The organism is Amycolatopsis sp. lyj-346 (genome assembly GCF_046548975.1).
Lineage (GTDB): Bacteria > Actinomycetota > Actinomycetes > Mycobacteriales > Pseudonocardiaceae > Amycolatopsis.
This window is the reverse complement of sequence record NZ_JAJPWT010000006.1, coordinates 64,570-86,742: the sequence shown is the minus strand read 5'-3', so window position 1 is coordinate 86,742 and position 22,173 is coordinate 64,570. Positions and strand designations below refer to the sequence as shown.

Below are 22,173 nucleotides of genomic sequence, written 5' to 3'. Positions count from 1 at the left end.
GATAAGATGGCTCACTTTACGAGCTCGCCCGGGATGGAGGAGGGCATGGGGGACAAAGCGTGCGTCGGCGGCACCGAACGGCTTCAGCTGAGATATCTCCCGGACCTCGATCGGGTGGTTCTAGACAGCGATGTCCGACCACGGTTGCTCAGCGTGTGCTTCGAGCCCACGAATCAATGCCCGGGCAAGTGCCCGTACTGCCTCATCGAAGAGCATGATCGGGATTGGCCGGCGAGTGCACTCGAGGCAGTCCTTGAAGCGCTTCTCGCGCACGGCACCGCGCGATTCGGATTCGGCGGCGGCGAACCCCTGCTGCGTGAGGATCTGCGTGACCTCGGCCTGCTCGTCAGGCAACACGGTGCGGGCGCCCTGCTCCGGACGAGCGGCATGTTCCCGATGGACGTCCCGGCCCTGTCCGCGGCCTTCGACTGGTTCGACCTGTCTTTCGACTCCGTCGATGCGGACGTCTTCCGCCGGTGCCGGCCGGGTGTTCCGCATGACGTTCTGATCGCCAACCTGCTCGGCCTGGTCGCAAGCGGCGCCCGGGTTCGGGTGAGTGTGCTCATCACCGCGCGCAACCTCGAATCGATCGATCGCACCGTCCGCTGGCTCGCCGCGACGGGTGTTCGCCACGTGCGGTTACAACGACTTGTCCGCCGCGGCCAGGCCAAGGTCACCTGGGAGAAGCTCAGTGTGCCGGCCGAGGTCGTCGGAGCCGTGCTGGCGGAGCAGGTGACCGTCGGCAAGGAGCTCGGCATCGACGTCCGCGAGCTGAAGACCGTATCCGACACCACGTTGTGCATCGTCAAGGGCAACGGTGATTTCTTCAGCGGTGAGCCGACGGGAATCGTCCGGCGCGGCAGCGTCTTTCAACCGCCCGATCTGATCGATATCGCTTCCCGCTTGTTCGACGCTCAATCCAGGGCGTACCTCCATGGCTGATGACCTGCGGTCCGCTTTCGAAGAACACGTGACCGCACTGTCGGGCGATCATGTCGAGAGGCTCGTCGACCGATCTGCAAGTGTGCTCGCGTTCACGGGAGATCGTGTCTTCAAGATGTTCACCCATGAGCCACTGGAACGAACCCGGCGCCGGCACGGTTGGCTCACTCGATATGGCGACCTCGAATGCCGGTACCACGTGGTCGAGCTGGCTTCGGCGAACCGGGCGGTCTTGGCCATGGAAAGACTTCCCGGCGAGAAGTGTTTGCTGGAACTGCTCACCGACTCTTCCGTACTCGCCCACGTCGACCGCGTCATCGCCCGGGTGACGCATCTGCAGTCAACTTCGAACGCCGCGCCACTACCGGCCGAACTTGTCGGCGTGGAACTGATGGAGAACGTCGAAAAGCAGGCATTGCTGCTCCGCGGGGACGCACTCGCCGCACTGGCCGAACGGCTTCTCGCCGTCGGTCGCCGGCTGTTGTCAAAGCCGTCCAACGCCGGCTGGCCGCCGGTGGCGCACGGCGATTTGCACGCCGCGAACATCTTCGTGCTGCCGGAGCGGGTGGCTCTAATCGATCCCGTTTTCTCGGAGCGGAGAGCACGCAGCGCACCCGGGTTCACCGAGCTGGCATCCCTCTACGCGGACGCACTGGCGCTCGGGCTGACGGACGTGACAGAGCGGATCAACCGAGATTTCGCAAGTCGGAGCCGGGTGGCACCCTGGCCCGTCTTCCTGTTGAGTGTCTGCCTGAAGGCCTTGGTACGCTACCGCGTCGCCAAGGACGCACCGGACACACGAACAGCACTCGCCGACCGGCCGGATGACGAGTGGTGTTCAAGTGCACGAAAGGTGGCGGACCTGGTGGAGGTCCTGCTGGCGGAGCTCGGGGCCGCCGACGGACCGCGGCGGTAATCGAACGAGTGGGTGACGTGGTGTTGTTCAAGCGGCGTCGGCCGGAACCTCCGACCGAACAGCCTGCAGCTCCGGAAGCGCTGCCGGTGCAAGTGGGACAGCTGGTACTCCAGACCTTCGAGCACCGACGAAACCAGCTCACGACCAAGTCGACGATCTGCGCCACCGCCGCTTCCGGCGTCATCGTTCTGGTGATACAGATCTTCTTGCTCAGCCCGTCGACTCGCGTTCCGGTGCGGCTGCTCGGCCTTGCCGCCTTGATCTGTGCCGCACTGGCCTTGATCGAAGACCTGAACGTGATCAAAAAGCTGTCGAAACGGACTCGGTCGAAGCGAAGTCGCAACCACATCTTGTTCTTCGGAACTTTTGTGAATCTGCACCCCGACGAAGCTCACCACAAGTTCGTCGAGCTCACCGAGGAGCAATACATCCGCGAACTCGCCGTGCAGGCTGTCGAACTCTCCCGCAACCTGCGATCCAGGTACGACGCTCTGGGAAAGGCCCATCGATGGCTCACCGCGTCGATCGTGATGTTCGTTGCCACGCTGGTGTTACAGCAAGTGTACTTCATCTTCTTCCCGTGATCGACTTCGGAAAGCTGGATCAAAATGAGGCTGCGCCTGGTCGGAACCGGCTCCATTCTCACTTCACATCTCAGCGCGTGCACCTTGATCGACGATCGGATCCTCGTCGACGTCCCGAATGGCTCAGTGAAAGCCATTCGCCGATGCTCCGTGAATCCTGGATCCCTTCGAGGCTGCTTGATCAGTCACTTCCATGCCGACCATTATTTCGACGTCGTTTTCCTTCTGCTCGAACTGGGTTTGCGGCAGGTACAGGACCAAGATTTTCACCTGGCCGGTCCACGCGGCCTCGAGGAGCGCGTCGATATCCTTTTCAAGCTGGCTTACCCGGAATCATGGGAAAAAGTGCGAGAAAACTCACGAGTCGCCTTCCACGAGTGGCCGGACAGTGGCGGCGAACTAAAGATGGACAACTACACCATCCAAGCCGTTCCCGTAATCCATTCCATCGCTCCAGCATTCGGCTACCTAGTCGACGACGGTACTGTCGCGGCGGGATTTTCGGGCGATTCGGAGTTGTGCGAGGGCATACACCGGATAGTCGCCAAGGCGTCCACCGCCGTACTCGACGCCTCGTTCACCGAACCTCGTGGTGGCCACATGGGAATTTCGGATCTGGTGGATCTGGCCGAAAAGTATCCCAGCACCCGGATCATTGCGACCCACCTGAGCGATCAGGTCCGGGAACGCGAGTGGCCGGGGGTCCGATTGCCCGCAGATGGTGACTGCGTTTCCCTGTAGCCATGCGCTTGTTCCTGCGTATCGGATCCTTGACGGAATTGGGCTCCCCGGCCGTCGAGGTCCGCGGGTTGCAGTCGGAGGAACAGTCGACGCTGTTCGCCTTCGTCGAGCCGTACTGGACGGTGCAAGCGGACGCCGACCCGGATCGGGCCTCTCGCGTCGAAGTCGTGGGGCGCCCGGAGGTCTCCACAAGTGACGCCGAAGAGGGATACTGGAGTCTCGACGGACGGCGGGTGCTCATCCGCCGCGGCGATACCGCAACGACGACCGTGTTGCGCGTGATCAACGTCGTCCGGGCCATCTTCAAGGTCGCTTTGGTGGGCTTGGGCGGCGTCAACTGTCACTCCGGCGTGCTGGACAGCGGCGGACACGGTGTCCTCGTCACCGGAGCAAGGGGAGCGGGGAAGACGACGGTGGTCCGGGTCTGCGCCGCGTCCGGTATGACGGTCGTGGCGAATGACCAGTGCGTGCTCCTGCCGGGCGAACCGGCACGGGCGATCGGCTTTCCCGCGCTCGTGGCGGTGCGTACCGGCTCATCGCCTGCGGGCTGCCCGTTGCCGGACAGGCCGTTGCTCGAAACCACCGATCGTCAGGACGGCCGACCGAGGAGGCGGTACACGATCCAGTCGGTGGCCGAGGCGAGCGGATCACTGTGTTCGGGTCACACGACCGCCGAACTGCTGGTGAGCTACGCAAAGACCGCCGAGCCGGGAGTGCTTGCGCTGACCCCCGGCTCAACGGTGGAGTGGCTCACCGCCGCCGGTTTCGGCTTGCCCGAAGCATACGGTCCTGACCTGATCCACCTCGCGACGACGGCGCTGGGAGTGCCCTCCGCCGAGCACCGGTTCGCGAGTGTCCGCGCGGCCCTGCGAAACACGGTTCACTACCGAATCACCTGCGCGGCCGACCGGCTGGCTCAGCTTCCCGGGCGGTTTCCGGAGCTGATGCCCGGGCGCTAGCGACTGGCCGAAGCCCGGGCTCAGGCGTCGCGGAGGCGGTGCAGCCGCAGGGCCAGCTGGATCTCCAAGGCCCGGTCCGGCGCCTGCCAGTCCTCCCCCAGCAGCGATGCCACCCGCTCCAGCCGCTGGACCACCGTGTTCACGTGGACGTGCAGCACGTCCTTCGTCCGCGCCAGTTGCGAGCCGTTCGCGAAATACGCCCGCAGCGTGGCGACCAGCTCGGTGCCGCGGCGCTCGTCGTAGTCCAGGACCGGGCCCAGGGTCTGGCGGACGAACGCGTCCAGGTCCGCGCGGTCGCCGAGGAGCTGGCCGAGGAAACCCAGACCCGCCATCGCCGCGCCTTCGCCGGTCCGGCCGAGGGCCAGCAGTGCCCGGACGCAGCGGGCGGCCTCCGCGTGGGCCTCCGCGATCGCCGACGGGCCGCTCGCCGGCCCCGCCGCGCCCACCGTCACAGGGCGGCCGGTGGCCGAGCCGAGGTCGGCCGCGACGCGGCGGGCAAGCTCGTCCGGGTCGCCGGTGGCGAGCAGCACCACTTCCTCCGCGTGCACCCCGACCAGCGTCGCGTGCCGGGCGGCCGCGCTCGCCACGCGCCGCCGGGAGCCGCCGTCCGCGTGGGCGACCAGCACCGCGTGCGGGGCCGACAGGTCGATGCCCAGCCGGCGGCCGCGGGCGAGCAGCGCGCGGGGGTTGCGGCCGGGTGCGGTGAGCAGGTCGGTCAGCAGCTCGCCGCGGACCTCGTCCTCGGCGCGCACCACCGAGCGCCGCAGCATCAGCAGCAACGCCGTCACGACCCCGGCGCGTTCGAACAACCGCCGGTCGGGGTCGCTCAGCCCGGCGCGGCCGGCCAGCACCAGGCTGCCGAGCAGTTCGGGGCCCGCCTGCACCGCGCACACCCAGTTGTCCTTTGTGGACACTGCGCGGCCGGTGGTGCGGGCCGCGGCGAGCGCGTCCGGGTCGAGCGCCACCGGCTCCGCCGAGCTCGCCAGGAGCGTGCCGTCGGCGTCGTACACCGTGAGCGCTCCGTGCAGCACGTCGGCGACCGCGCCGGCGACGTCCGGCAGGTCGCCGCCGCGCAGGACGAGGTCGGTCAGCCGGTCGTGGGCGTCCTCGGCGCGTTCCATCGTCGCGTTGGCCTCGTTGAGCTCGGCGACCGCGCGGCGGGTCTGGTCGAGGAGGTTCGCGCTGTCCAGGGCGATCGCCGCGTGGTCGGCGAGCGACGACAGCAGCGCGACCTCGTCCGCGGAGAACTCCCGGGTGGCGCGGTCGGACGCGAACAGCACGCCCAGCACCTTCGGGCCGATGGCCAGCGGGACGCCGAGGATGGCGGTCAGGCCCTCGTCTTCGACGCCGGAGTCGATGTGCCGGGTGTGCTTGAACCGGTCGTCGTTGAAGTAGTCCGACGTGGCGTACGGCCGCGCGGTCTGCGCGACCAGCCCGCCGAGGCCCTCCCCCATGCCCAGCACGATCTGCTGGAACTCGGCCGAAACCGAGCCGTCGCTGACCCGGATGTAGGTCTTGCCTTCGGCCTCGTTGTTGAGGCTGAGGTAGGAGACGTCGACGCCGAGCAGCGCCCGCGCCCGCCGCACGATCGAGCGCAGCACGGTGTCCGGATCGGACAGCGCGGCGAGCTCGCTCGCGGTCTCGAACAGCGCGGTGAGCTGGGCTTCGCGGCGCTGGTGCTCGGCCAGGGTTTCCCGGATCCGCAGGGCCAGCTCGCCCGCGCTGGCCAGCGCGGCCAGGTCGGCCGCGTCGAGGGCGCCCCCGGCGCGGGCGGCCACGACGACGTGCGCCAGCTGCTCGGTGCTCGCCCCGGAGGCGAGCAGGTCGAGCAGCCGGCGCAGCGCGTCCGAGGGTGCGGTCACGGCGGTCATGCTAGGGCGAAACGACTGCCTTCTCCGCCTCGACGTCGTCGTGCAGCGATTCGCCGCGGGTCTCGCGGGCGGCGAGCAGCGCGATCACCGTGATCAGGCACATCGCCGCGACGTACAGCGACACCGGCACGGTGCTGCCCCAGGCGGAGAACAGCGCGACGGCGATCAGCGGCGCGACGGCCCCGGCGGCGATCGACGACAGCTGCCCGCCGATCGAAAGGCCGGTGTAGCGCACCCGGGTCGGGAACTGCTCGGCGAAGAAGGCGGCCTGCGGGCCGTACATCGCGCCGTGCAGCACCAGCCCGACGGTGGCGGCCAGCACGATCACCGCCGACGACTTCGTGTCGAGGAGCGCGAAGAACGCGAAGCCCCACAAGGCCATCCCGATCGCGCCGAACAGGTAGACCGGACGGCGCCCGACGCGGTCGGACAGCGCGCCCCACACCGGGATCGTCACGAAGTGCACGGCCGAGCCGATGAGCACCGCGGTCAGGCCGACACCCTTCGGCAGGTGCAGCCCGGTCGTGACGTACACCAGGATGAACGCGGTGATCACGTAGTACGAGACGTTCTCGGCCATCCGGGCGCCGATGGTGATGAGCACCTGGCGCCAGCTGTTGCGGAAGACGTCGACGACCGGGACGTGCTTCTCGGTGTGCGCTTCGGCCTGGCGCTGGGCGGCGAGGAACACCGGCGACTCGGAGACGGCCAACCGGATCCACAGGCCGATCAGCAGCAGCACGCCCGAGAGCAGGAACGGGACGCGCCAGCCCCACGACATGAACGTCGCATCGGACTGGGTGGCCGAGAGGAGCGCCAGCACCCCGGTGGCCAGCAGGTTCCCGCCCGGCGCACCGCACTGCGGCCAGCTCGCCCAGAACCCGCGGCGGCGGTCGTCACCGTGTTCGGAGACGATCAGGACGGCGCCACCCCACTCGCCACCGAGCGCGAAGCCCTGGACGAGCCGGAGCAGCGTGAGGAGCAGAGGTGCCGCGACGCCCGCGGTGGCGTACGTCGGGAGGACGCCCATCAGGCACGTCGAGCCGCCCATCAGGACGAGGCTGAAGACCAGGAGTTTCTTGCGGCCGAGCCGGTCGCCGAAGTGACCGAAGACCAGGCCGCCGACCGGGCGGGCGAGGAATCCGACGGCGTAGGTCAGGAACGCCAGCAGCGTGCCGGTGAGCGGGCTCGCCGTGGGGAAGAACAGCTTGTTGAAGACGAGGGCGGCGGCCGAGGTGTAGAGGAAGAAGTCGTACCACTCGATGGTGGTGCCGATCAGGCTCGCGCCGACGATCTTGGCGATCGCCGACCGGGGGGGTTGGCTCACTGCGGGCTCCACTTCCTTGTGGGGTTAAGCGGCGGTCCAACCGCCGTCGAGGGGGACTGACGCCCCGGTGATGTGACCGGCGTGCGGCGAGCACAGCCACACCACCAGGGAAGCGACGTCTTCGGGTTCGATGAGCTTCTTGATCGCGGCCCGCTTGAGGAGGACCTCGGCAACGACGTCCTCACGCGGGATGTCGTGCTCGGCGGCCTGGGCGTCGATCTGCCCGTCGACCAGAGGGGTGCGGACGTACCCGGGGTTCACGCAGTTGCTGGTGACACCGTGTTCGGCGCCTTCCAGCGCGGCGACCTTCGACAGGCCTTCGAGCCCGTGCTTCGCGGCGACGTAGGCGGCCTTGTAGGCGGAGGCGCGCAGCCCGTGGACGCTCGACATGTTGACGATCCGCCCCCACCCGCGGGCGTACATGGCCGGAAGCGTGTGCCGGATGAGGAGGAAGGGAGCGGTGACCATCAGGGTCTGGATCCGCGTGAAGATCTCCGGCGGGAAGTCTTCCAGGGGCGAGACGTGCTGGATCCCGGCGTTGTTGACCAGGACGTCGACCTCGGCGGGCAGGCCGTCGATCGACGCGGGATCGGTGAGGTCGGCAACGTGCGCCCAGCCGCCGACCTCCGCGGCGGCGGCTTCGGTGCGGTGCTCGTCGATGTCGACGACGTGCACCTTGGCCCCGGCCGCGGCGAGAGCGCGGACGCAGGCGAGGCCGATACCGCCGGCACCGCCGGTGACGAGGGCGGTGCGCCCGTCCAGATCGCTGGTCATGGACGGGAACGGTAAGCGTGACCCCGGTCGCTAGCTATGTGTGCGGGAGCTACACCTCGGGAAGATCCAGTGTGGCCGGGCGACACAGTGCGGAGAGTAAGGCGTCCCACGATCGGGTGGAGATTTCGAGGGTGCCGCCGGACCGGTCCTTGGTGTCGCGGATTTTTGCCGCAGGTCCGAGTGCCACTTCGACGCACTTGTCCTCGGTTGCGCTGTAGCTGGATTTCCGCCAGGTCATGCTGCCTCTCCCAGGTCGGCGATCACCTCCCGGATGAACTCGCCGCTCTCGCGCTCATCCATCGCCAGCGCCGCCATGGTCTTCGCCGCCGCGCGGTAACTGGCCACCTGATCAGCATCGTAGAGGTAGGCACTCGCCCGGTAGAGCTCCACGAAAACGATCGCGGGCAGGGACTCGAACTCGAGCACACCGAAGTTGTGGGAGACCGCCTGCGCGCTGGCTCGCATAGGCAGTACCTGGAGCCGAATGTTCTTCCGCGCCGAAGCCTGCGCCAAGTGCCGAAGCTGCTCGACCATCACAGGCGCACCACCGACCTCGGCCCGCAGTGCGCCCTCACCGACCAGCACGTGGTAGTCCAGCGGATGATGCCTCGTCAGCACTTCCCGCCGCGCCATCCGCGCGTGCACGATCCGCTCCATCCGCTCAGGCTTCTCCCGGCCGCCCAATAAGGCCCGAATGTAGTCCGGCGTCTGGAAAAGCCCCGGGATCACCGCGGGTTCCCAATCGAAGATTGCCGTTGCAGCGCGCTCGTTCTCCGCATAGCTGGAGGCACTCGGCGCCACGCCGGGCACCGCCTTCTCCAACCAGCTCAGTTCGTGGGCGGTGCGAGCCAGGTCCAGCAACCTCGCCCGTTCCGCCGGCTCCACCATCAGCGCCCCCATCAGCAGCGCCACCTGCTCCACCTTGGGGATCCGCTTCCCGTACTCCCAGTTGGACAGCTCCTGCGCATGCACGCCGATCTTCCGGGCCAGCTGCCGCACGCCGAGGTTCCGCGCTTCCCGGCAGGTGCGCAGCCCGAACCCGAGCGCTCTCGCCCGGGGTGTCGCGAAGGGTGTTGCCATGACCGCATTGTGTCACCGGGGTCCGGCATTTCTCCTCCGCCGCCCGTCCGCTGGTGTCGCGGATCCGCGTCAGTTTCGCTGCTGGTCATGGACCCGGACCACGCTCTTCTGACCCGTCTCCGCGACCTCGCCGAAACCCTCCCCGGCGACGTCGCCTGGCTGACCGGCCCGCCCTTGCGCGCGGACGGCCTGCGCGACCTCGGCGAGCGCCTCAGCTGCCTCGGCGCGGACCTGATCAGCCGCGCGGGGGTCCTCGACGAGATCGCCGCGGCCCGGCTGCCCGCCCACGGGTGGATCCCCGAGTGCGGGCCGGAACCGCGTCGACGGCTCAGCCACTACGTCGGCCGCGGCGAGGTGCGGCTCGGCCTGATCTACTTCGCGAGCTGCGGCGCGGGCTGCTTTCCCTTCTACGGCACGGATCCGGCGGGCAAGACCACGCGGCACGAGCGGTGCGAGAAGTGCGTCAAAGAGGCCTACCGGCTCATGAGCGTTCCGCCAGCACCGCGAGATAGTGCACGTTCGTCATGATCCCGAGGACGTTGCCGAACGGGTCGACGACCGACGCCGTCACGAACCCGGGCCCGCGTTCGATGATCGGCTCGTACTCCTTCGCGCCCAGTTCGAGCAGGCGCGCGAACGTCGCCTCGAGGTTGTCGACGTGCCAGCGGACGATCTCGCCGCCCGGCTCGGTGTGCGTGAACGGGGCGTACTTGCGGTCGATGATGCCGAGTTCGTGCTGGTAGTCGCCGATCCGGAACTCCGCGTACCCGGGACGCTGGAAGTAGGGCTCGACGCCCAGGAATTCCGCGTACCACGCCTTCGCGGCCTCGAGGTCCTCGGCGTAGTACGTGACGGTGGCCATCCCTCGCAGCATGTCCTGCTCCTCTCAAGCGGTGTGGAGCCATCATGCCGGGACAAAGTGCTCACCGACTGAGCACTTTTACCCACCTTCTCGGAGACCGGGTGCCACACTGCGTCCATGCGAGCCGACCGCCTCGTGGCCACACTTCTGCTGATGCAGACCCGCGGCCGCGTCACCGCCGCCGAACTGGCGGCGGAGCTGGAGATCTCCGTCGCCACCGCCCGCCGCGACCTCGAAGCCCTCTCGGCCGCCGGTGTGCCGGTCTACCCGCAGCCCGGGCGCGGTGGCGGCTGGCAGCTCGTCGGCGGCGCGCGCACCGACCTCTCGGGCCTGAGCGCGGGCGAGGCGCAGGCACTCTTCCTGCTGGCCGGCCCGGCCGCGGCGGGCGCGCCACAAGTAAAGTCCGCGCTGCGGAAGCTGATGGGCGCGCTGCCGGGCACGTTCCGGGCGGACGCCGAAGCGGCGGCGGACGCGATCGTCGTCGACCAGGCCGGCTGGGGCGAGCGTCCGAAGGAACGGCCGCCGATGGTCTCGCTGCTGCAGGACGCCGTCATCGCGCGCCGCCGGGTCAGCCTCACCTACGCCGGGCGCGAGAAGTCGGAACGGCTCGTCGACCCGTGGGGCCTGGTCGACAAGGACGAGGTCTGGTACCTGGTCGCGGGAACGGCGAAGGGCAGGCGCACCTTCCGCGTCGACCGGATCGTCTCGGCCACGCCGACGGACGAGCCCGCGGACCGGCCGTCCGACCTGGAGCTGGCGGAGGTCTGGCAGGAGGTCGTCGAGGAGGTGGAAAAGCGCCGTTCGCTGCTCAGTGCGGACGTGGTGCTCGACCGCCGGTACTTCCCGGTGTTGCAGGGGCGGTTCGGGCGGCACTGCGAGCTGGTCGCGGAGCTGCCCGGGGAGCGGATCCGTGCGCGGGTCGCCGCGCCGGCGCCGGTGATGATCGCGCAGGAGCTGGCGGGGTGGGGTGCGCTCGTGGAGGTGGAGGGCCCGGAGCCGGTGAAAGCCGAGCTCGCCCGGCTCGGCGCGGAACTGGTCGCCCGCTACGGTGCGTGATGACGAAACCGTCTGTCACCGGCGCCGCGTTCGGCGGGAAACCCGGCCTGAAGCGAGCCGATTCCGCAGCTTGCCGCCCGTTGTGCACCTTGTGTCGGAAACACCCCGTTGCGCTTCCGCGGGTCCCGAAGAACTCCTGCGCACCGCCCCGGACGTCCCCGATCGCCACTATGCTTGGTGAACGCCGTTAATCGGTCTACAATGGACTTCCCGCGAGCTACTGCGAGTGTCCGTTACCCGCCGGTAGCTGGCCGTTCGGAGTATCCCTGATCACCCGTTTGCTGCTATTGTGATGCCTCCGTGACCTGAACGTGCGTTCGGTGACACCCTGGTGAGGGCAGACAATGCGTGACGATGTGGTGGAAGCGAGTGCCGTGGTCGGGCACCCGCCGGACGTGGTGTGGCAGATCGTCGGATCGCCGGAGTGGTACTCGCGGTTCGTGCCGGAGATCAGCTGGTGCGAGATCCAGGAGCCGGCCGGGCGCGGGCGCGGCCCGAAGGGCGTGATCCGGATCGTCCCCGCGCGGGGACCGATGCTGGAGACGCAGATGCAGGCCGTCGTCTACCGGCCGGGCGAGCACGTCGTGTGGTGCGGCGTCCCCGACGAGGGCACCTGGGTCTCCCTGGAGCTGAGATCGCTGGCCGGCGGCAAGACCGAGCTGTTCGTGCGGATGATGCTGCCGCCGTCGCACCTGGACCTGGTGTCGTCGGTCAAGAAGGACGTCCGCACCCTCGCCCGGCGCCTGGACCTGCACCTGGCCGGGGAGCACGACCCCGAAGCCGACAGCGAGACCAACAAGGCCACCAAGCTGCGCACCACCAGCATCCTGCTGCGCGCCGGCGTGCTCGGCGCCGGGCGGCCGGACAAGCTGGCGCGGCAGCTGAACTCCCTCGCGCAGTGGGGCGCCACGGTGGCGGGCGGTTACCAGGCCGCGGCGGCCCGCGTCCCGGACGAGCTCGCCCTGCACGACGAACGCAGCATCCGCACCTTCCGCCAGGTCCAGGAGCGCAGCGACCGGCTCGCCAACGCGCTGAGCGAACTCGGCGTCGTCGAACGCGACCGGATCGCGCTGATGTGCCGCAACCACGCCGCGATGATCGAGTCGTTCGTCGCCGCCAGCAAGCTCGGTGCCGACGTCATCCTGCTGAACACCGGCCTGTCCGCCGCCTCGGTCAAGGACGTGCTCGCCGAACACCGGCCGTCCGCGGTGCTCGCCGACGACGAGTTCGCGCAGACCATCGCGAACGTGCCGGGCGACTTCGCCCGGATCAGCACCTGGCCGGACGCCGACACCGGCTACCCGACCGTCGACGAGCTGATCCACGCCGCGCCCGCCGACCGCCCGAAGCCGGTCGAGCGCCCGGGCCGGCTGATCGTGCTCACCTCCGGCACCACCGGCACGCCGAAGGGCGCACGCCGTCCCACGCCGAAGGGGATGGGCACCGCCGCGGCGATCCTCGACCGGATCCCGCTGCGGGCGGGCGACCGGCTGCTCGTGGCCGCGCCGCTGTTCCACACCTGGGGTCTCGCGGCGATGCAGATCGGCATGGCGCTGCGGTCGTCGCTCGCGCTGATCCGCAAGTTCGACGCCGAAGAGACGTTGCGGACGATCGCCGAGCAGAAGTGCGACGCGCTGTTCGCCGTGCCGATCATGCTGCAGCGGATCATGGACCTGCCCGAACGGATCCGCGCGCGCTACGACCTGTCGTCGCTGCGGATCGTGGCCAGCAGCGGCTCGGCGCTGTCCGGGCCGTTCGTGACGTCGTTCATGGACACCTTCGGCGACGTGCTCTACAACTTCTACGGCTCGACCGAGGTGTCCTGGGCGAGCATCGCCGACCCGGCCGACCTGCGCGCGGCGCCGACGACGGCGGGCCGCTGCCCGCTCGGCACGCGGCTGGCGATCCTCGACGAGGACCGCAAACCGGTGCCGCCGGGCGGCGAGGGCCAGATCTTCGTCGGCAACGACATGCTGTTCGAGGGCTACACGAGCGGAACGGATCCCGCCCGCGCGGCGGACATGATGGCCAGCGGCGACGTCGGCTACCTCGACGCGGCGGGCCGCCTGTTCGTCACCGGCCGCGCGGACGAGATGATCGTTTCGGGTGGCGAGAACGTGTTCCCCCGCCCGGTGGAGGAAGCGCTGGTGGCGCTCCCGGGCGTGCACGACGCGGCGGTGGTCGGCGTGGCGGACGCGGAGTGGGGCCAGCGCCTGGCGGCGTACGTCGTCCCGCGCCGGGGCGCGTCCCTGCACGCGGAGGACATCAGGCAGTACATCCACCACCGCCTGGCCCGGTTCGCGGTGCCGCGGGACGTGTACTTCGTACCGGACCTGCCCCGCAACGCGACGGGCAAGATCCTCAAGCGCCTCCTCCACGACGACACCTGGCCGGCGACCAGCGAATACTGACCTCCCGCCCTGCTCCCCCGGCTCCGCCCAAGCGCCCCAATGTGGCCTTGGTTGCGTTCAACGCACCCAAGGTGGCCTTCGGTGCGTCCAACGCACCGAAGGCCACCTTGGGGCGCTGGCGACCGGCCAACGAGCAGGCGGCTCAGCCGACCGGCTGACGCAGCACCGTCCGCAGCTTCGCGGGCTCGACGCGCCTCGGGTCGCCGAGGTACACCTCGTGGTGCAACCCGGTCGGCTTCAGCCCTTGCTCCGCAAGGTATTCGCCGTGCAGGCGGGCCAGCAACGGGCCTTCGTCGTCGTAGGACCCGGCGTGGAGCGCCTGCGCGCACCGGCCCTCGTGCAGCTTCTCCAGCCGAACCGGCGCGTCGAGCTTCTTCTTGCGCCGCACCGTTTCCCTGGCGTCCTCGACGGCGTCCTCCCCGATCCACGAAGGCTGCGCGATGAGCATCGTCCACTGCCAGGAGTCCTTGGCGCGCACGGTGAACGCGGTGTAGTCCTCGGCCCACCACAGGCCCTCCAGCGGCCCCACCACGAAGTCCTCACCGCGCTGCTTCGCCGCCATCTTGATCGTGTAGGCGAAGGCGTAGAGCGCCTCGACGGCCTTCTGGTAGCTCTCCGCCGTGTTCGGGTTGCCCCGGCCGTCGATCGCGAGGAACTGCTGCTCGGGGACGTCGACCAGCGCCCACTCGGTGTTCTTGGGTGCGTAGAGCTGCTTGAGGTCCTTCTTGATGTCGTACGGCATCAGGTCATTCCTTCCAGCCACCGGGCTTCCGCCTCGAGTTGCGCAATGGAGTAGTCGAAGATCGCCCGGACGAACGGCGGGGCGTACCGCTGGGCCGCGGCGGTCCGCCGGACCTCGGCCAGCCGCTCCCCGACCGCCTCCGCGCGCCGGGCCAGCGCGGCCGCGAGCCGTTCGGGTGGGATGGCCGGGCTGTTCGCCAGGCCGACGAGCACCGGCTGGTGCACCGGGCGCAGCTCCGCGATGGCGGCTTCGGCGGCCGCCGCGCACGCCTTGCGGCCCGCTTCGGTGGCCGTGAACGTCTTTTTGGCCTTGGGGTGCACGCGTTCCCCCTCGACCTCGGCGACCAGGCCGCGGTCGCGGAGTTTGCCGAGGACGTAGTAGATCGAGCTGAACCCGAGCGCCGTCCAGTCGCGCATGCCGCGTTCCGAGACGACCTCGTCCAGCTCGTAGCCGTGCCTCGGCCGCTCGGCCACCAAGCCGAGCACCGTCAGTTCCGCGTCGGTCAGCACCGCCGTACTCTAGCACTAGAATACTCGGCTTCCGGAGATTGTCGGTGACATCTGGGGCTTCGCCACCCGAGCCCCTCAAAAAATGTCGGTGGGTGCTGGCATGCTTCAGCGAGAACCGGAAAGCGAGGGAGCACAGTGGGGGGACAGGTGGTGACGGCGGTGCCGTGGACCGCGGAACGCGTGGCCGGGCTGGCACCGGATCCCGCTTCGGAGAAGGCGGGCCGGGCGCTCGCCACGCCCGCGAAGTGGTCGGGCGCGGGCGCGTCCGAAGAGGCCGTGTGGGGCTTCTGCCAGGGCAGTGGCAAGAAGCCGTACCAGACGTGTGTCGAGCTCGCCGAGCCCGCGTTCCGGTGTTCCTGTCCCAGCCGGAAGTTCCCGTGCAAGCACGCGCTGGGGTTGCTGCTGCTCTGGGCGGCAGGCCGGGTCGACGCGGGACCGGCGCCGGACTGGGTGCACGCCTGGCTGGCCGAACGCGCGGACCGCGCCCGCCGGGCGGAAAAACGCGCTGAAGCGGCGGGCCCGAAGGACGAGGAGGCGGCCGCCCGGCGCGCTTCCGACCGGGCGGCCCGCGTCGAAGGCGGCGTCGCGGAGCTGAAGGTCTGGCTCACCGACCGGATCGGCGCCGGCTTCGCGGGCTTCGAGCGCAATGGCGGCGAAGAGCTGCGCACGGTCGCGGCGCGCATGGTCGACGCGCAGGCGTCGGGCCTCGCGGGCGGCCTGCGCCGGGCGGCGGGGATCGTCGGCCGCCGCGACTGGCCGGAGGCGCTGCTGGCCGAACTGTCCCAGCTGTACCTGCTGGCGGACGCGGCCACGCGCCTGGAGTCGCTGCCGCCCGCGTTGGCGGAGACAGTCCGCACGCGGCTCGGGTTTTCCGTGGAGACGGCCCGGGTGCTGGAAAGCGGCGAGCGCGTCGCGGACGAATGGCTGATCACGGGCGCGGCGGACGAGGAGAACGACCGCCTGCTCACCCGCCGGACGTGGCTGCGCGGCCTCGGCACGGGCCGGGACGCGCTGGTGCTGTCGTTCGCCCCGCCGGGCCGTCCCCTCGACGCGTCGCTGCCACCGGGCCACCGCCTGGCGGCGGAGCTGGCCTTCTACCCGGGCGCGGCGCCCATGCGGGCCTTGGTGGCGGAGCGCGGGATTCCGGCTCCGGCCCCTAGCGCCGAAGGGGGTTCGATCCCGGAAGCCCTGGCGGCCCACGCCAAGGCGATGGCGGCGGACCCGTGGCTGGAGCGCTGGCCGGTGCTGCTGTCGGCCGTCACCCCGGCCGAGCACCCTGGCGGCTGGTGTCTGTCCGAACAGGACGGAACCGCGATGCCGCTGGTGCCGTACGCCTTCCCGTGGTCGTTGCTGGCCCTGTCGGCAGGCCGCCCGGTGACGGTGGCGGGCGAATGGAGCCAGGCGGGGCTGAGGCCGCTGACGTGCTGGCACGAGGGCCGGGCGGTGCGGCTGTGAACCTTGAGACCTGCCCACAAGAGCGAACCACCGCCCCAGCCGGCCCACACCGCCGGCAACTCCACACTCCTCGAACCCGAACGCATCCAGTCCGAAAGGCGGTGAAGCCGTGAAAGCCTGGGAAGATCTCGTCGGCACCGCCCTCCTCGGCACCCGGCGGCGCGCCCTGGACCCGGCCGCCCAGCCGCCCGCCGTGCAGGAGCTCGTCGCCGGCCGTGCCGATCCGGCCGAACAGCTGCTCGCCGCCGCGGCCGTGCTCACCAGCTACCGGCGAGCGGGGCGGCAGCCGCTGCGCGATGTCCGGCCGCTCCCCGAAGCCGCTCCCGATGAGCGGCCCTTCGTGCCGCCGCTCGCGCGGGAACGGCTCGGCCGGCTGCTCGCCGCCAGCCATCCCGACCTCCTGCTCGAATGGCTCGGCATCGTCGCCGGCACCGGCTACCGCGTCCCGCCCGAAACCCTGCCGCTGCTCGCCGAGGCCGCCCGGACCAAGGCCGCCCTGCGGGGACCGCTGGCCGCCGTCGCCGGGCCGACCGGCGCCTGGCTCGGCCAGCGCAATCCCGACTGGGCCTTCCTGGCCGCCCCGCCCGAAGAATCCGGGGACGTCTGGCAGTACGGCAGCCTCGCCCAGCGCCGCCGCTGGTTCGCCGCCAAACTCGCCGAAGACCCGGATGCCGCCCGCGAAGCCCTCGCCACGTCCTGGAAGAGCGAGCCCGCCGATGTCCGGGCCGACTTCCTCGGCGTGCTCGCCGGACACGTCCGGGCCGAAGACGAGGCCTTCCTCGAAGCCGCGCTCAGCGACCGCGCCGCCGCCGTCCGGGAACAGGCCGCCGATCTGCTCGGACGGCTGCCCGGCACCCGCTACGGACGCGGCATGGCCGAACGGCTGCGGCCACTGGTCCACCGCCGGAACCGGGTGCTCACCATCGCCCTGCCCCACGGCGAACGCGGCGACGGCACCGTCCGGCTGCGCACGCTCGTCGCGGCCGCTCCGCTCTCCTTCTGGGCCGAGTTCGGCCCGCCGGCCGAGGTCGTGCGGATGACCGTCGAAGGCTGCCCGGCCGCCGTGCTGCGGGACTCCTGGGCCACCGCGGCCCTGCGGCAGCGCGACGAAACCTGGGCACAGGCACTGATCGGCGCCGACCCGGGCGGGCGCACCACGCCGCCGCTGCTCGGCGTGCTGAACCCGGCGAGCCAGGCCGCCACCGTCGGGCACCTGGTGAGCAGGCTGCCCGTCGAATCGTTCGCCCGGCTGGTGCACGAACTGCCCCGGCCGTGGACGAAGGCACTCGGCACCGCGCTGCTCGACTGGATCGCCCGCCAGGACGACCACCGCCTGGTCTCGCACGCCGCCGTCGTGATCGCCCGCGCGGTCCCGCCGGAGTGCCTGCGCCACCCGCTGGCCACCACCCGCCTGACCATGGACGCCGGGCCGTGGCGCCGGGCGCTCACCGAAACGCTGAACTTCCGCCGCGAAATGTACGAGGAGCTCGCATGACCGCCCCCACCGTCCTCCGGCCGCACGCCGAACAGGACCACGCCGCCGAGCTGGCCGCGCTGGCCGCCGCCGACGATCGGGCCAAGCCGCCCAACTGGAACCTGTCGCCCTGGGCCGTCGTCGAGTACCTGCTCGGCGGCACCCTGCCGGACGGGACCGTGATCAGCCCGAAGTACGTCGGCCCGCGACGGCTCGTCGAGGTTGCCGTCGCCACGCTGGCCACCGATCGCGCGCTGCTGCTGCTCGGCGTGCCCGGCACGGCGAAGACGTGGGTGTCCGAGCACCTCTCCGCCGCCATCAGCGGCGACTCGACACTGCTGGTGCAGGGCACGGCGGGCACGTCCGAGGAGTCGATCCGCTACGGCTGGAACTACGCCCGGCTGATCGCCGAGGGCCCGAGCGCCGCCGCGCTGGTCGAAAGCCCGCTGGTGCACGCGATGCGGGACGGCAAGATCGCCCGGCTCGAGGAGCTGACGCGCATCCCCGCCGACGTCCAGGACTCGCTGATCACCATCCTGTCCGAGAAGACGCTGCCGATCCCGGAACTCGGCAGCGAGGTGCAGGCCCGGCCGGGCTTCAACCTGATCGCGACGGCGAACAACCGCGACAAGGGCGTCAACGAGCTGTCGAGCGCACTGCGGCGGCGGTTCAACACCGTCGTGCTGCCGCTGCCGGACAGCGCCGAAGCCGAGGTCGAGATCGTCAGCAGGCGGGTCGCCGAGCTGGGCACATCGCTGCAGCTGCCCGCGGAGGCCGCCGCACTGGCCGAGATCCGCCGCGTCGTCACGGTGTTCCGCGAGCTGCGCTCGGGCCGCACCGAAGACGGCCGCACGGCGGTGAAGTCGCCGTCCGGCACGCTGTCGACCGCGGAGGCGATCAGCGTGCTCACCGGCGGGCTCGCACTGGCCGCCCACTTCGGCGACGGCGTGCTGCGCCCGCACGACGTCGCGGCGGGCATCCACGGCGCCGTGGTCAAGGACCCGGTGGCCGACCGCGCGATCTGGATCGAATACCTGGAGACCGTGGTCCGCGAGCGCGACGGCTGGGCCGACTTCTACCGGGCGGGCCAGGAGATCTCTTGACCACCCACCTGCTCGGCATCCGCCACCACGGCCCGGGATCCGCCCGGGCCGTGGCGACGCGGCTCGCCGAACTCCAGCCCGACGTCGTCCTCATCGAAGGCCCACCCGAAGCCGACGCACTGGTCGAACTCGCCGAAGACCCGGCCATGGCACCGCCGGTCGCCCTCCTCGCCTACGCGACCGACGACGTCTCGCGCGCCGCGTTCTGGCCGTTCGCCGTCTTCAGCCCCGAATGGCAGGCGCTCGTCTACGCCCGCGAGGCCGGGGTCCCGGTGCGGTTCTGCGACCTCCCCGCCGCGCACACGTTCGCCGCGCCCCCGGACGAGCACACCGGACCACCGGTCGATCCGCTGGCCCTGCTGGCCTCGGCCGGCGGGTACGACGATCCGGAACGCTGGTGGGACGACGTCGTGGAGTCGCGGCGGGACACCGAAAGCCCGTTCGAAGTGATCGCCGACGCGATGACCGCGGTGCGCGAAGACGAAGAACCCGCGCGGGGCAACGAAGCCCGCCGTGAGGCCTACATGCGCTCGGTGCTGCGCCGCACCCGCAAGGACGGCTTCGACAACATCGCCGTCGTCTGCGGCGCCTGGCACGTGCCCGCGCTGGCCGATCCGCTGCCGCCGGCGTCGCACGACCAGGCCGTCCTCAAAGGACTCCCGAAGCGGAAGGTCGCGTGCACCTGGGTGCCGTGGACGCACGGCCGCCTCGCCACGGCCAGCGGCTACGGCGCGGGCGTGCGGTCGCCGGGCTGGTACCACCACCTCTTCACCACCTCCGGCGACGTCACCGCGCGCTGGCTCGCCGGCGTCGCCGCGGTGCTGCGGGAGGAGGACCTGCCCGTCTCGACCGCGCACGTCATCGAGGCGGTCCGCCTCGCCGAGACCCTGGCCACGCTGCGGGGCCGGTCGTCGGCCGGGCTCGCGGAGGTCACCGAAGCCACCCGGTCCGTGCTGTGCGGCGGGGACGAGGTGCAGGTCGAGCTCGTCACGCGGCGGCTGGTGGTCGGCGAACGGCTCGGCGAGGTGCCCGACCGCGTCCCGCAGCCGCCGCTGGCCGCGGACCTGACCGCGACCGCGAAACGCCTGCGGCTCAAGAAGGACCCGGTCGTCAAGGAGCTCGACCTCGACCTGCGGACGCCGGGCGGGATCGACCGCTCGAAGCTGCTGCACCGGCTGCGGATCCTCGGCATCGAGTGGGGCAGCCGGGAAGCGTCGGCGCGGCGCAACCGGGGCACGTTCCGCGAGACGTGGGCGTTGTGCTGGGAACCGTCGTTCGAGGTCGACCTGGTCGCGGCCGCGGTGTACGGCACCACCGTGCCGTCGGCGGCCACCGCCGCGGTCCGCGGCGCCGTCGAAGGCACGCCCCCGCTGGACGAGGTCACCACGGCCGTCGAAGACTGCCTGCTCGCCGACCTGCCGGAGGCGCTGCCCGAAGTGCTCGCGGCGCTCGACGCCCGGGCGGCGGCGGACGCGGACGTCGCCCGGCTGATGTCGGCCCTGCCTGCGCTGGCCAGGGCGACCCGGTACGGCAACGTCCGCGGCACCGACACCGGGGCGTTGCGGGCGGTCGCCGACCGGATGCTGGACCGGATCTGCGCCGGCCTGCCGCCGGCCGCCCACGGCATCGACGACGACGCCGCGGCCCGGCTGGCGAAGCTGGTCGACGGGGTGCACGATGCGACGTCCCTGCTGGGCGACGAGCCGAAGGAACGCTGGCTGACGGCGCTGGCCCGGCTGGCGGAGCGGCCGTCGCTGCCTCCGCTGCTGGCCGGGCGGCTCACCCGGATCCTGCACGACGCCGGGCTGTTGACCGCGCTCGACATCGAACTGCGGCTGGGCCGGGCCCTCACGCCGGGTGTCGTCCCGTCGGCGGGCGCGGCGTACGTCGAAGGCTTCTTCGACGGCGGCGCTCTGCTGCTGGTGCACGACGAAGGCCTTCTGCGGGTGATCGACGCGTGGCTGGCGGCGATCCCCGCCGACGTCTTCACCGAGGTGCTTCCGTTGCTGCGCCGGACTTTCGGTGCCTTCAGCGGGCCCGAGAAGCGGGCGATCGGGCAACGCGCGGCCGGGCTCACCGGCACCGCGCGGGCCGTGCTCGTGGCCGACGAACTGGACGAGGACCGGGCCGGGCTCGTGCTGCCGGTCCTGGCGACACTGCTGGGGGTGGGGGCATGACTAGTGCGGATACCGACCGGGTGCGGCGCTGGCGGCTGGTGCTGGGCGGGGACGGCGCCGGGCCGGGGTCCGGGCTCGACGGCGCCCAGCTGTCCGAAGAGGACAGTGGGGTGGACGCGGTGCTCGCCGCCCTCTACGACAAGCCCGACGAGGAAGCCACGGGCGGGCCGCGCAGCGCGAACCTGGGCGCGTCGGCGCCGCGGGTCGCGCGCTGGCTGGGCGACATCCGGCGCTACTTCCCCAGCACCGTCGTGCAGGTGATGCAGCGCGACGCGGTCGACCGGCTCGGGCTCACCCGGATGCTGCTGGAGAAGGAACTCCTGTCGGCGGTCGAGCCGGACGTCCACCTGGTCGGCACGTTGCTGTCGCTGAACGGCGTGCTGCCGGAGGAGACCAAGGAGACCGCGCGCGAGGTCGTCCGCAAGGTCGTCACCGAGCTGGAGGAACGGCTCGCCGAGCGCACCCGCGCGGCGATCCGGGGCGCGCTGGACAGGGCATCGCGGACCCACCGGCCGCGCCCCGGCGACGTCGACTGGGCGCGCACGATCCACGCGAACCTCAAGCACTACTCCCCCGAACTGCGCACGATCGTCCCGGAGAAGCTGATCGGCTTCGGCAGGCGGCAGCAGGCGGTGCAGCGGGACGTGATCCTGGCCGTCGACCAGTCGGGCTCGATGGCGGAGTCGGTGGTGTACTCGGGGTTGTTCGGCGCGGTCCTGGCGTCGATGCAGGCGCTGAAGACGTCGTTCGTCGCGTTCGACACGGAGGTCGCGGACCTCACCGAGCACCTCGCCGACCCGGTCGACGTGCTGTTCGGCACCCAGCTGGGCGGCGGGACGGACATCAACCGGGCGATCGCGTACTGCCAGGGCCTGGTCGAGCGCCCGGAGCGGACGCTGCTGGTGCTGATCAGCGACCTCTACGAGGGCGGCGACGAAGATGAACTGCTGCGCCGGATCGCCGAGCTGGCCGGCTCGGGCGTCCAGGTGGTGACGCTGCTGGCGTTGTCGGACTCGGGCGCACCGTCGTACGACCACGAGAACGCGGCGGCACTGGCCGAGCTGGGCATCCCGGCCTTCGCGTGCACCCCGGACCAGTTCCCGGACCTGATGGCCGCGGCCATCCGCGGCGACGACCTCCAGGGGTGGGTGGCCCGCCAAGGCTGACACGCACCTCGGCGTGGGACGCAC

The 22,173-nt window shown here is 70.8% G+C and carries 21 protein-coding genes; 13 read left to right on the top strand and 8 right to left on the bottom strand.

Features of this window, described 5'->3' with window-relative positions; translation table 11 throughout:
• Positions 1-45 precede the first annotated feature (45 nt).
• Genes ACLJQE_RS20445 through ACLJQE_RS20425 form a run of 5 tightly spaced genes read left to right on the top strand, consistent with a single transcriptional unit; the run spans position 46 to position 4,142 of the window.
• Positions 46-942 carry a radical SAM protein gene (locus ACLJQE_RS20445; protein WP_410640891.1) on the top strand — a complete coding sequence of 299 codons (897 nt, stop codon included), beginning with the start codon at positions 46-48 and terminating at the stop codon, positions 940-942.
• Entirely contained in the window at positions 935-1,858 is a 924-nt protein-coding gene (locus ACLJQE_RS20440) for a phosphotransferase (protein ID WP_410640890.1), read from the top strand. The genes ACLJQE_RS20445 and ACLJQE_RS20440 overlap by 8 nt, the downstream gene beginning before the upstream one ends.
• An 8-nt stretch (positions 1,859-1,866) precedes the next feature.
• A complete protein-coding gene (locus tag ACLJQE_RS20435; RefSeq protein WP_410640889.1) occupies positions 1,867-2,442 on the top strand; it encodes a Pycsar system effector family protein in 576 nt (191 codons plus the stop codon).
• Positions 2,443-2,466: 24 nt separating this feature from the next.
• Positions 2,467-3,183 (top strand): MBL fold metallo-hydrolase, encoded by a 717-nt coding sequence (locus tag ACLJQE_RS20430; protein WP_410640888.1) that lies wholly within the window; start codon positions 2,467-2,469, stop codon positions 3,181-3,183.
• Positions 3,184-3,185: 2 nt separating this feature from the next.
• Complete coding sequence (locus tag ACLJQE_RS20425; protein WP_410640887.1) at positions 3,186-4,142, top strand: hypothetical protein; 957 nt, start codon at positions 3,186-3,188, stop codon at positions 4,140-4,142.
• A 20-nt stretch (positions 4,143-4,162) separates the two neighbouring features.
• Here ACLJQE_RS20425 and ACLJQE_RS20420 read toward each other — a convergent pair whose 3' ends face one another.
• The 5 genes from ACLJQE_RS20420 to ACLJQE_RS20400 are packed head-to-tail and all read right to left on the bottom strand — an operon-like array spanning position 4,163 to position 9,194.
• Complete coding sequence (locus ACLJQE_RS20420; protein ID WP_410640886.1) at positions 4,163-6,013, bottom strand: helix-turn-helix domain-containing protein; 1,851 nt, start codon at positions 6,011-6,013, stop codon at positions 4,163-4,165.
• Position 6,014: 1 nt separating this feature from the next.
• Entirely contained in the window at positions 6,015-7,340 is a 1,326-nt protein-coding gene (locus tag ACLJQE_RS20415; RefSeq protein WP_410640885.1) for an MFS transporter, read from the bottom strand.
• A 24-nt stretch (positions 7,341-7,364) separates the two neighbouring features.
• Positions 7,365-8,114 (bottom strand): 3-hydroxybutyrate dehydrogenase, encoded by a 750-nt coding sequence (locus ACLJQE_RS20410; protein WP_410640884.1) that lies wholly within the window; start codon positions 8,112-8,114, stop codon positions 7,365-7,367.
• 49 nt (positions 8,115-8,163) lie between these two features.
• The gene (locus ACLJQE_RS20405; protein ID WP_410640883.1) at positions 8,164-8,352 is read right to left on the bottom strand and encodes a DUF397 domain-containing protein; all 189 of its coding nucleotides are present in this window, start codon (positions 8,350-8,352) and stop codon (positions 8,164-8,166) included.
• Complete coding sequence (locus ACLJQE_RS20400; protein WP_410640882.1) at positions 8,349-9,194, bottom strand: helix-turn-helix domain-containing protein; 846 nt, start codon at positions 9,192-9,194, stop codon at positions 8,349-8,351. Before ACLJQE_RS20400 ends, ACLJQE_RS20405 begins: the two co-directional genes overlap by 4 nt.
• Before the next feature lie 87 nt (positions 9,195-9,281).
• Here ACLJQE_RS20400 and ACLJQE_RS20395 point away from each other — a divergent pair, with 87 nt between their 5' ends.
• Positions 9,282-9,722, top strand: coding sequence for a hypothetical protein (locus ACLJQE_RS20395; RefSeq protein WP_410640881.1), 441 nt, complete (start codon positions 9,282-9,284; stop codon positions 9,720-9,722).
• Here the strand turns inward: ACLJQE_RS20395 and ACLJQE_RS20390 are convergent.
• A complete protein-coding gene (locus tag ACLJQE_RS20390; RefSeq protein ID WP_410640880.1) occupies positions 9,676-10,068 on the bottom strand; it encodes a VOC family protein in 393 nt (130 codons plus the stop codon). The two genes, ACLJQE_RS20395 and ACLJQE_RS20390, sit on opposite strands and share 47 nt — an antisense overlap.
• A gap of 105 nt (positions 10,069-10,173) precedes the next feature.
• Here ACLJQE_RS20390 and ACLJQE_RS20385 point away from each other — a divergent pair, with 105 nt between their 5' ends.
• Together ACLJQE_RS20385 and ACLJQE_RS20380 are read left to right on the top strand one after the other, a co-directional pair.
• A complete protein-coding gene (locus ACLJQE_RS20385) occupies positions 10,174-11,112 on the top strand; it encodes a helix-turn-helix transcriptional regulator (protein WP_410640879.1) in 939 nt (312 codons plus the stop codon).
• A gap of 344 nt (positions 11,113-11,456) precedes the next feature.
• The gene (locus tag ACLJQE_RS20380) at positions 11,457-13,523 is read left to right on the top strand and encodes an AMP-binding protein (RefSeq protein WP_410640878.1); all 2,067 of its coding nucleotides are present in this window, start codon (positions 11,457-11,459) and stop codon (positions 13,521-13,523) included.
• A 142-nt stretch (positions 13,524-13,665) separates the two neighbouring features.
• Here the strand turns inward: ACLJQE_RS20380 and ACLJQE_RS20375 are convergent, their stop codons facing one another.
• Together ACLJQE_RS20375 and ACLJQE_RS20370 are read right to left on the bottom strand one after the other, a co-directional pair.
• Positions 13,666-14,265, bottom strand: coding sequence for a GyrI-like domain-containing protein (locus ACLJQE_RS20375; RefSeq protein ID WP_410640877.1), 600 nt, complete (start codon positions 14,263-14,265; stop codon positions 13,666-13,668).
• The gene (locus tag ACLJQE_RS20370; protein WP_410640876.1) at positions 14,265-14,774 is read right to left on the bottom strand and encodes a PadR family transcriptional regulator; all 510 of its coding nucleotides are present in this window, start codon (positions 14,772-14,774) and stop codon (positions 14,265-14,267) included. The genes ACLJQE_RS20375 and ACLJQE_RS20370 overlap by 1 nt, the downstream gene beginning before the upstream one ends.
• 147 nt (positions 14,775-14,921) lie before the next feature.
• Here ACLJQE_RS20370 and ACLJQE_RS20365 point away from each other — a divergent pair, with 147 nt between their 5' ends.
• The 5 genes from ACLJQE_RS20365 (at position 14,922) to ACLJQE_RS20345 (ending at position 22,149) form a co-directional block, all read left to right on the top strand.
• On the top strand, positions 14,922-16,229 hold the full coding sequence (locus ACLJQE_RS20365; protein WP_410641153.1) for an SWIM zinc finger family protein: 1,308 nt from the start codon (positions 14,922-14,924) through the stop codon (positions 16,227-16,229).
• A 109-nt stretch (positions 16,230-16,338) separates the two neighbouring features.
• Positions 16,339-17,724: a DUF5691 domain-containing protein gene (locus tag ACLJQE_RS20360; RefSeq protein ID WP_410640875.1), complete on the top strand. Its 1,386-nt coding sequence runs from the start codon at positions 16,339-16,341 to the stop codon at positions 17,722-17,724.
• On the top strand, positions 17,721-18,806 hold the full coding sequence (locus ACLJQE_RS20355; protein ID WP_410640874.1) for an ATP-binding protein: 1,086 nt from the start codon (positions 17,721-17,723) through the stop codon (positions 18,804-18,806). The genes ACLJQE_RS20360 and ACLJQE_RS20355 overlap by 4 nt, the downstream gene beginning before the upstream one ends.
• The gene (locus ACLJQE_RS20350; protein ID WP_410640873.1) at positions 18,803-20,983 is read left to right on the top strand and encodes a DUF5682 family protein; all 2,181 of its coding nucleotides are present in this window, start codon (positions 18,803-18,805) and stop codon (positions 20,981-20,983) included. Before ACLJQE_RS20355 ends, ACLJQE_RS20350 begins: the two co-directional genes overlap by 4 nt.
• Complete coding sequence (locus tag ACLJQE_RS20345; protein WP_410640872.1) at positions 20,980-22,149, top strand: VWA domain-containing protein; 1,170 nt, start codon at positions 20,980-20,982, stop codon at positions 22,147-22,149. The genes ACLJQE_RS20350 and ACLJQE_RS20345 overlap by 4 nt, the downstream gene beginning before the upstream one ends.
• The last annotated feature ends 24 nt before the right edge of the window (positions 22,150-22,173 follow it).

What these genes read in the sequence shown, in the direction of transcription:
- ACLJQE_RS20420 (WP_410640886.1), bottom strand. Translation starts at nt 6,013, where the DNA reads ATGACCGCCGTGACCGCACCCTCGGACGCGCTGCGCCGGCTGCTCGAC.
- ACLJQE_RS20430 (WP_410640888.1), top strand. Translation starts at nt 2,467, where the DNA reads ATGAGGCTGCGCCTGGTCGGAACCGGCTCCATTCTCACTTCACATCTC.
- ACLJQE_RS20355 (WP_410640874.1), top strand. Translation starts at nt 17,721, where the DNA reads ATGACCGCCCCCACCGTCCTCCGGCCGCACGCCGAACAGGACCACGCC.
- ACLJQE_RS20375 (WP_410640877.1), bottom strand. Translation starts at nt 14,265, where the DNA reads ATGCCGTACGACATCAAGAAGGACCTCAAGCAGCTCTACGCACCCAAG.
- ACLJQE_RS20345 (WP_410640872.1), top strand. Translation starts at nt 20,980, where the DNA reads ATGACTAGTGCGGATACCGACCGGGTGCGGCGCTGGCGGCTGGTGCTG.
- ACLJQE_RS20425 (WP_410640887.1), top strand. Translation starts at nt 3,186, where the DNA reads ATGCGCTTGTTCCTGCGTATCGGATCCTTGACGGAATTGGGCTCCCCG.
- ACLJQE_RS20410 (WP_410640884.1), bottom strand. Translation starts at nt 8,114, where the DNA reads ATGACCAGCGATCTGGACGGGCGCACCGCCCTCGTCACCGGCGGTGCC.
- ACLJQE_RS20400 (WP_410640882.1), bottom strand. Translation starts at nt 9,194, where the DNA reads ATGGCAACACCCTTCGCGACACCCCGGGCGAGAGCGCTCGGGTTCGGG.
- ACLJQE_RS20385 (WP_410640879.1), top strand. Translation starts at nt 10,174, where the DNA reads ATGCGAGCCGACCGCCTCGTGGCCACACTTCTGCTGATGCAGACCCGC.
- ACLJQE_RS20380 (WP_410640878.1), top strand. Translation starts at nt 11,457, where the DNA reads ATGCGTGACGATGTGGTGGAAGCGAGTGCCGTGGTCGGGCACCCGCCG.
- ACLJQE_RS20440 (WP_410640890.1), top strand. Translation starts at nt 935, where the DNA reads ATGGCTGATGACCTGCGGTCCGCTTTCGAAGAACACGTGACCGCACTG.
- ACLJQE_RS20390 (WP_410640880.1), bottom strand. Translation starts at nt 10,068, where the DNA reads ATGCTGCGAGGGATGGCCACCGTCACGTACTACGCCGAGGACCTCGAG.
- ACLJQE_RS20405 (WP_410640883.1), bottom strand. Translation starts at nt 8,352, where the DNA reads ATGACCTGGCGGAAATCCAGCTACAGCGCAACCGAGGACAAGTGCGTC.
- ACLJQE_RS20395 (WP_410640881.1), top strand. Translation starts at nt 9,282, where the DNA reads ATGGACCCGGACCACGCTCTTCTGACCCGTCTCCGCGACCTCGCCGAA.
- ACLJQE_RS20445 (WP_410640891.1), top strand. Translation starts at nt 46, where the DNA reads ATGGGGGACAAAGCGTGCGTCGGCGGCACCGAACGGCTTCAGCTGAGA.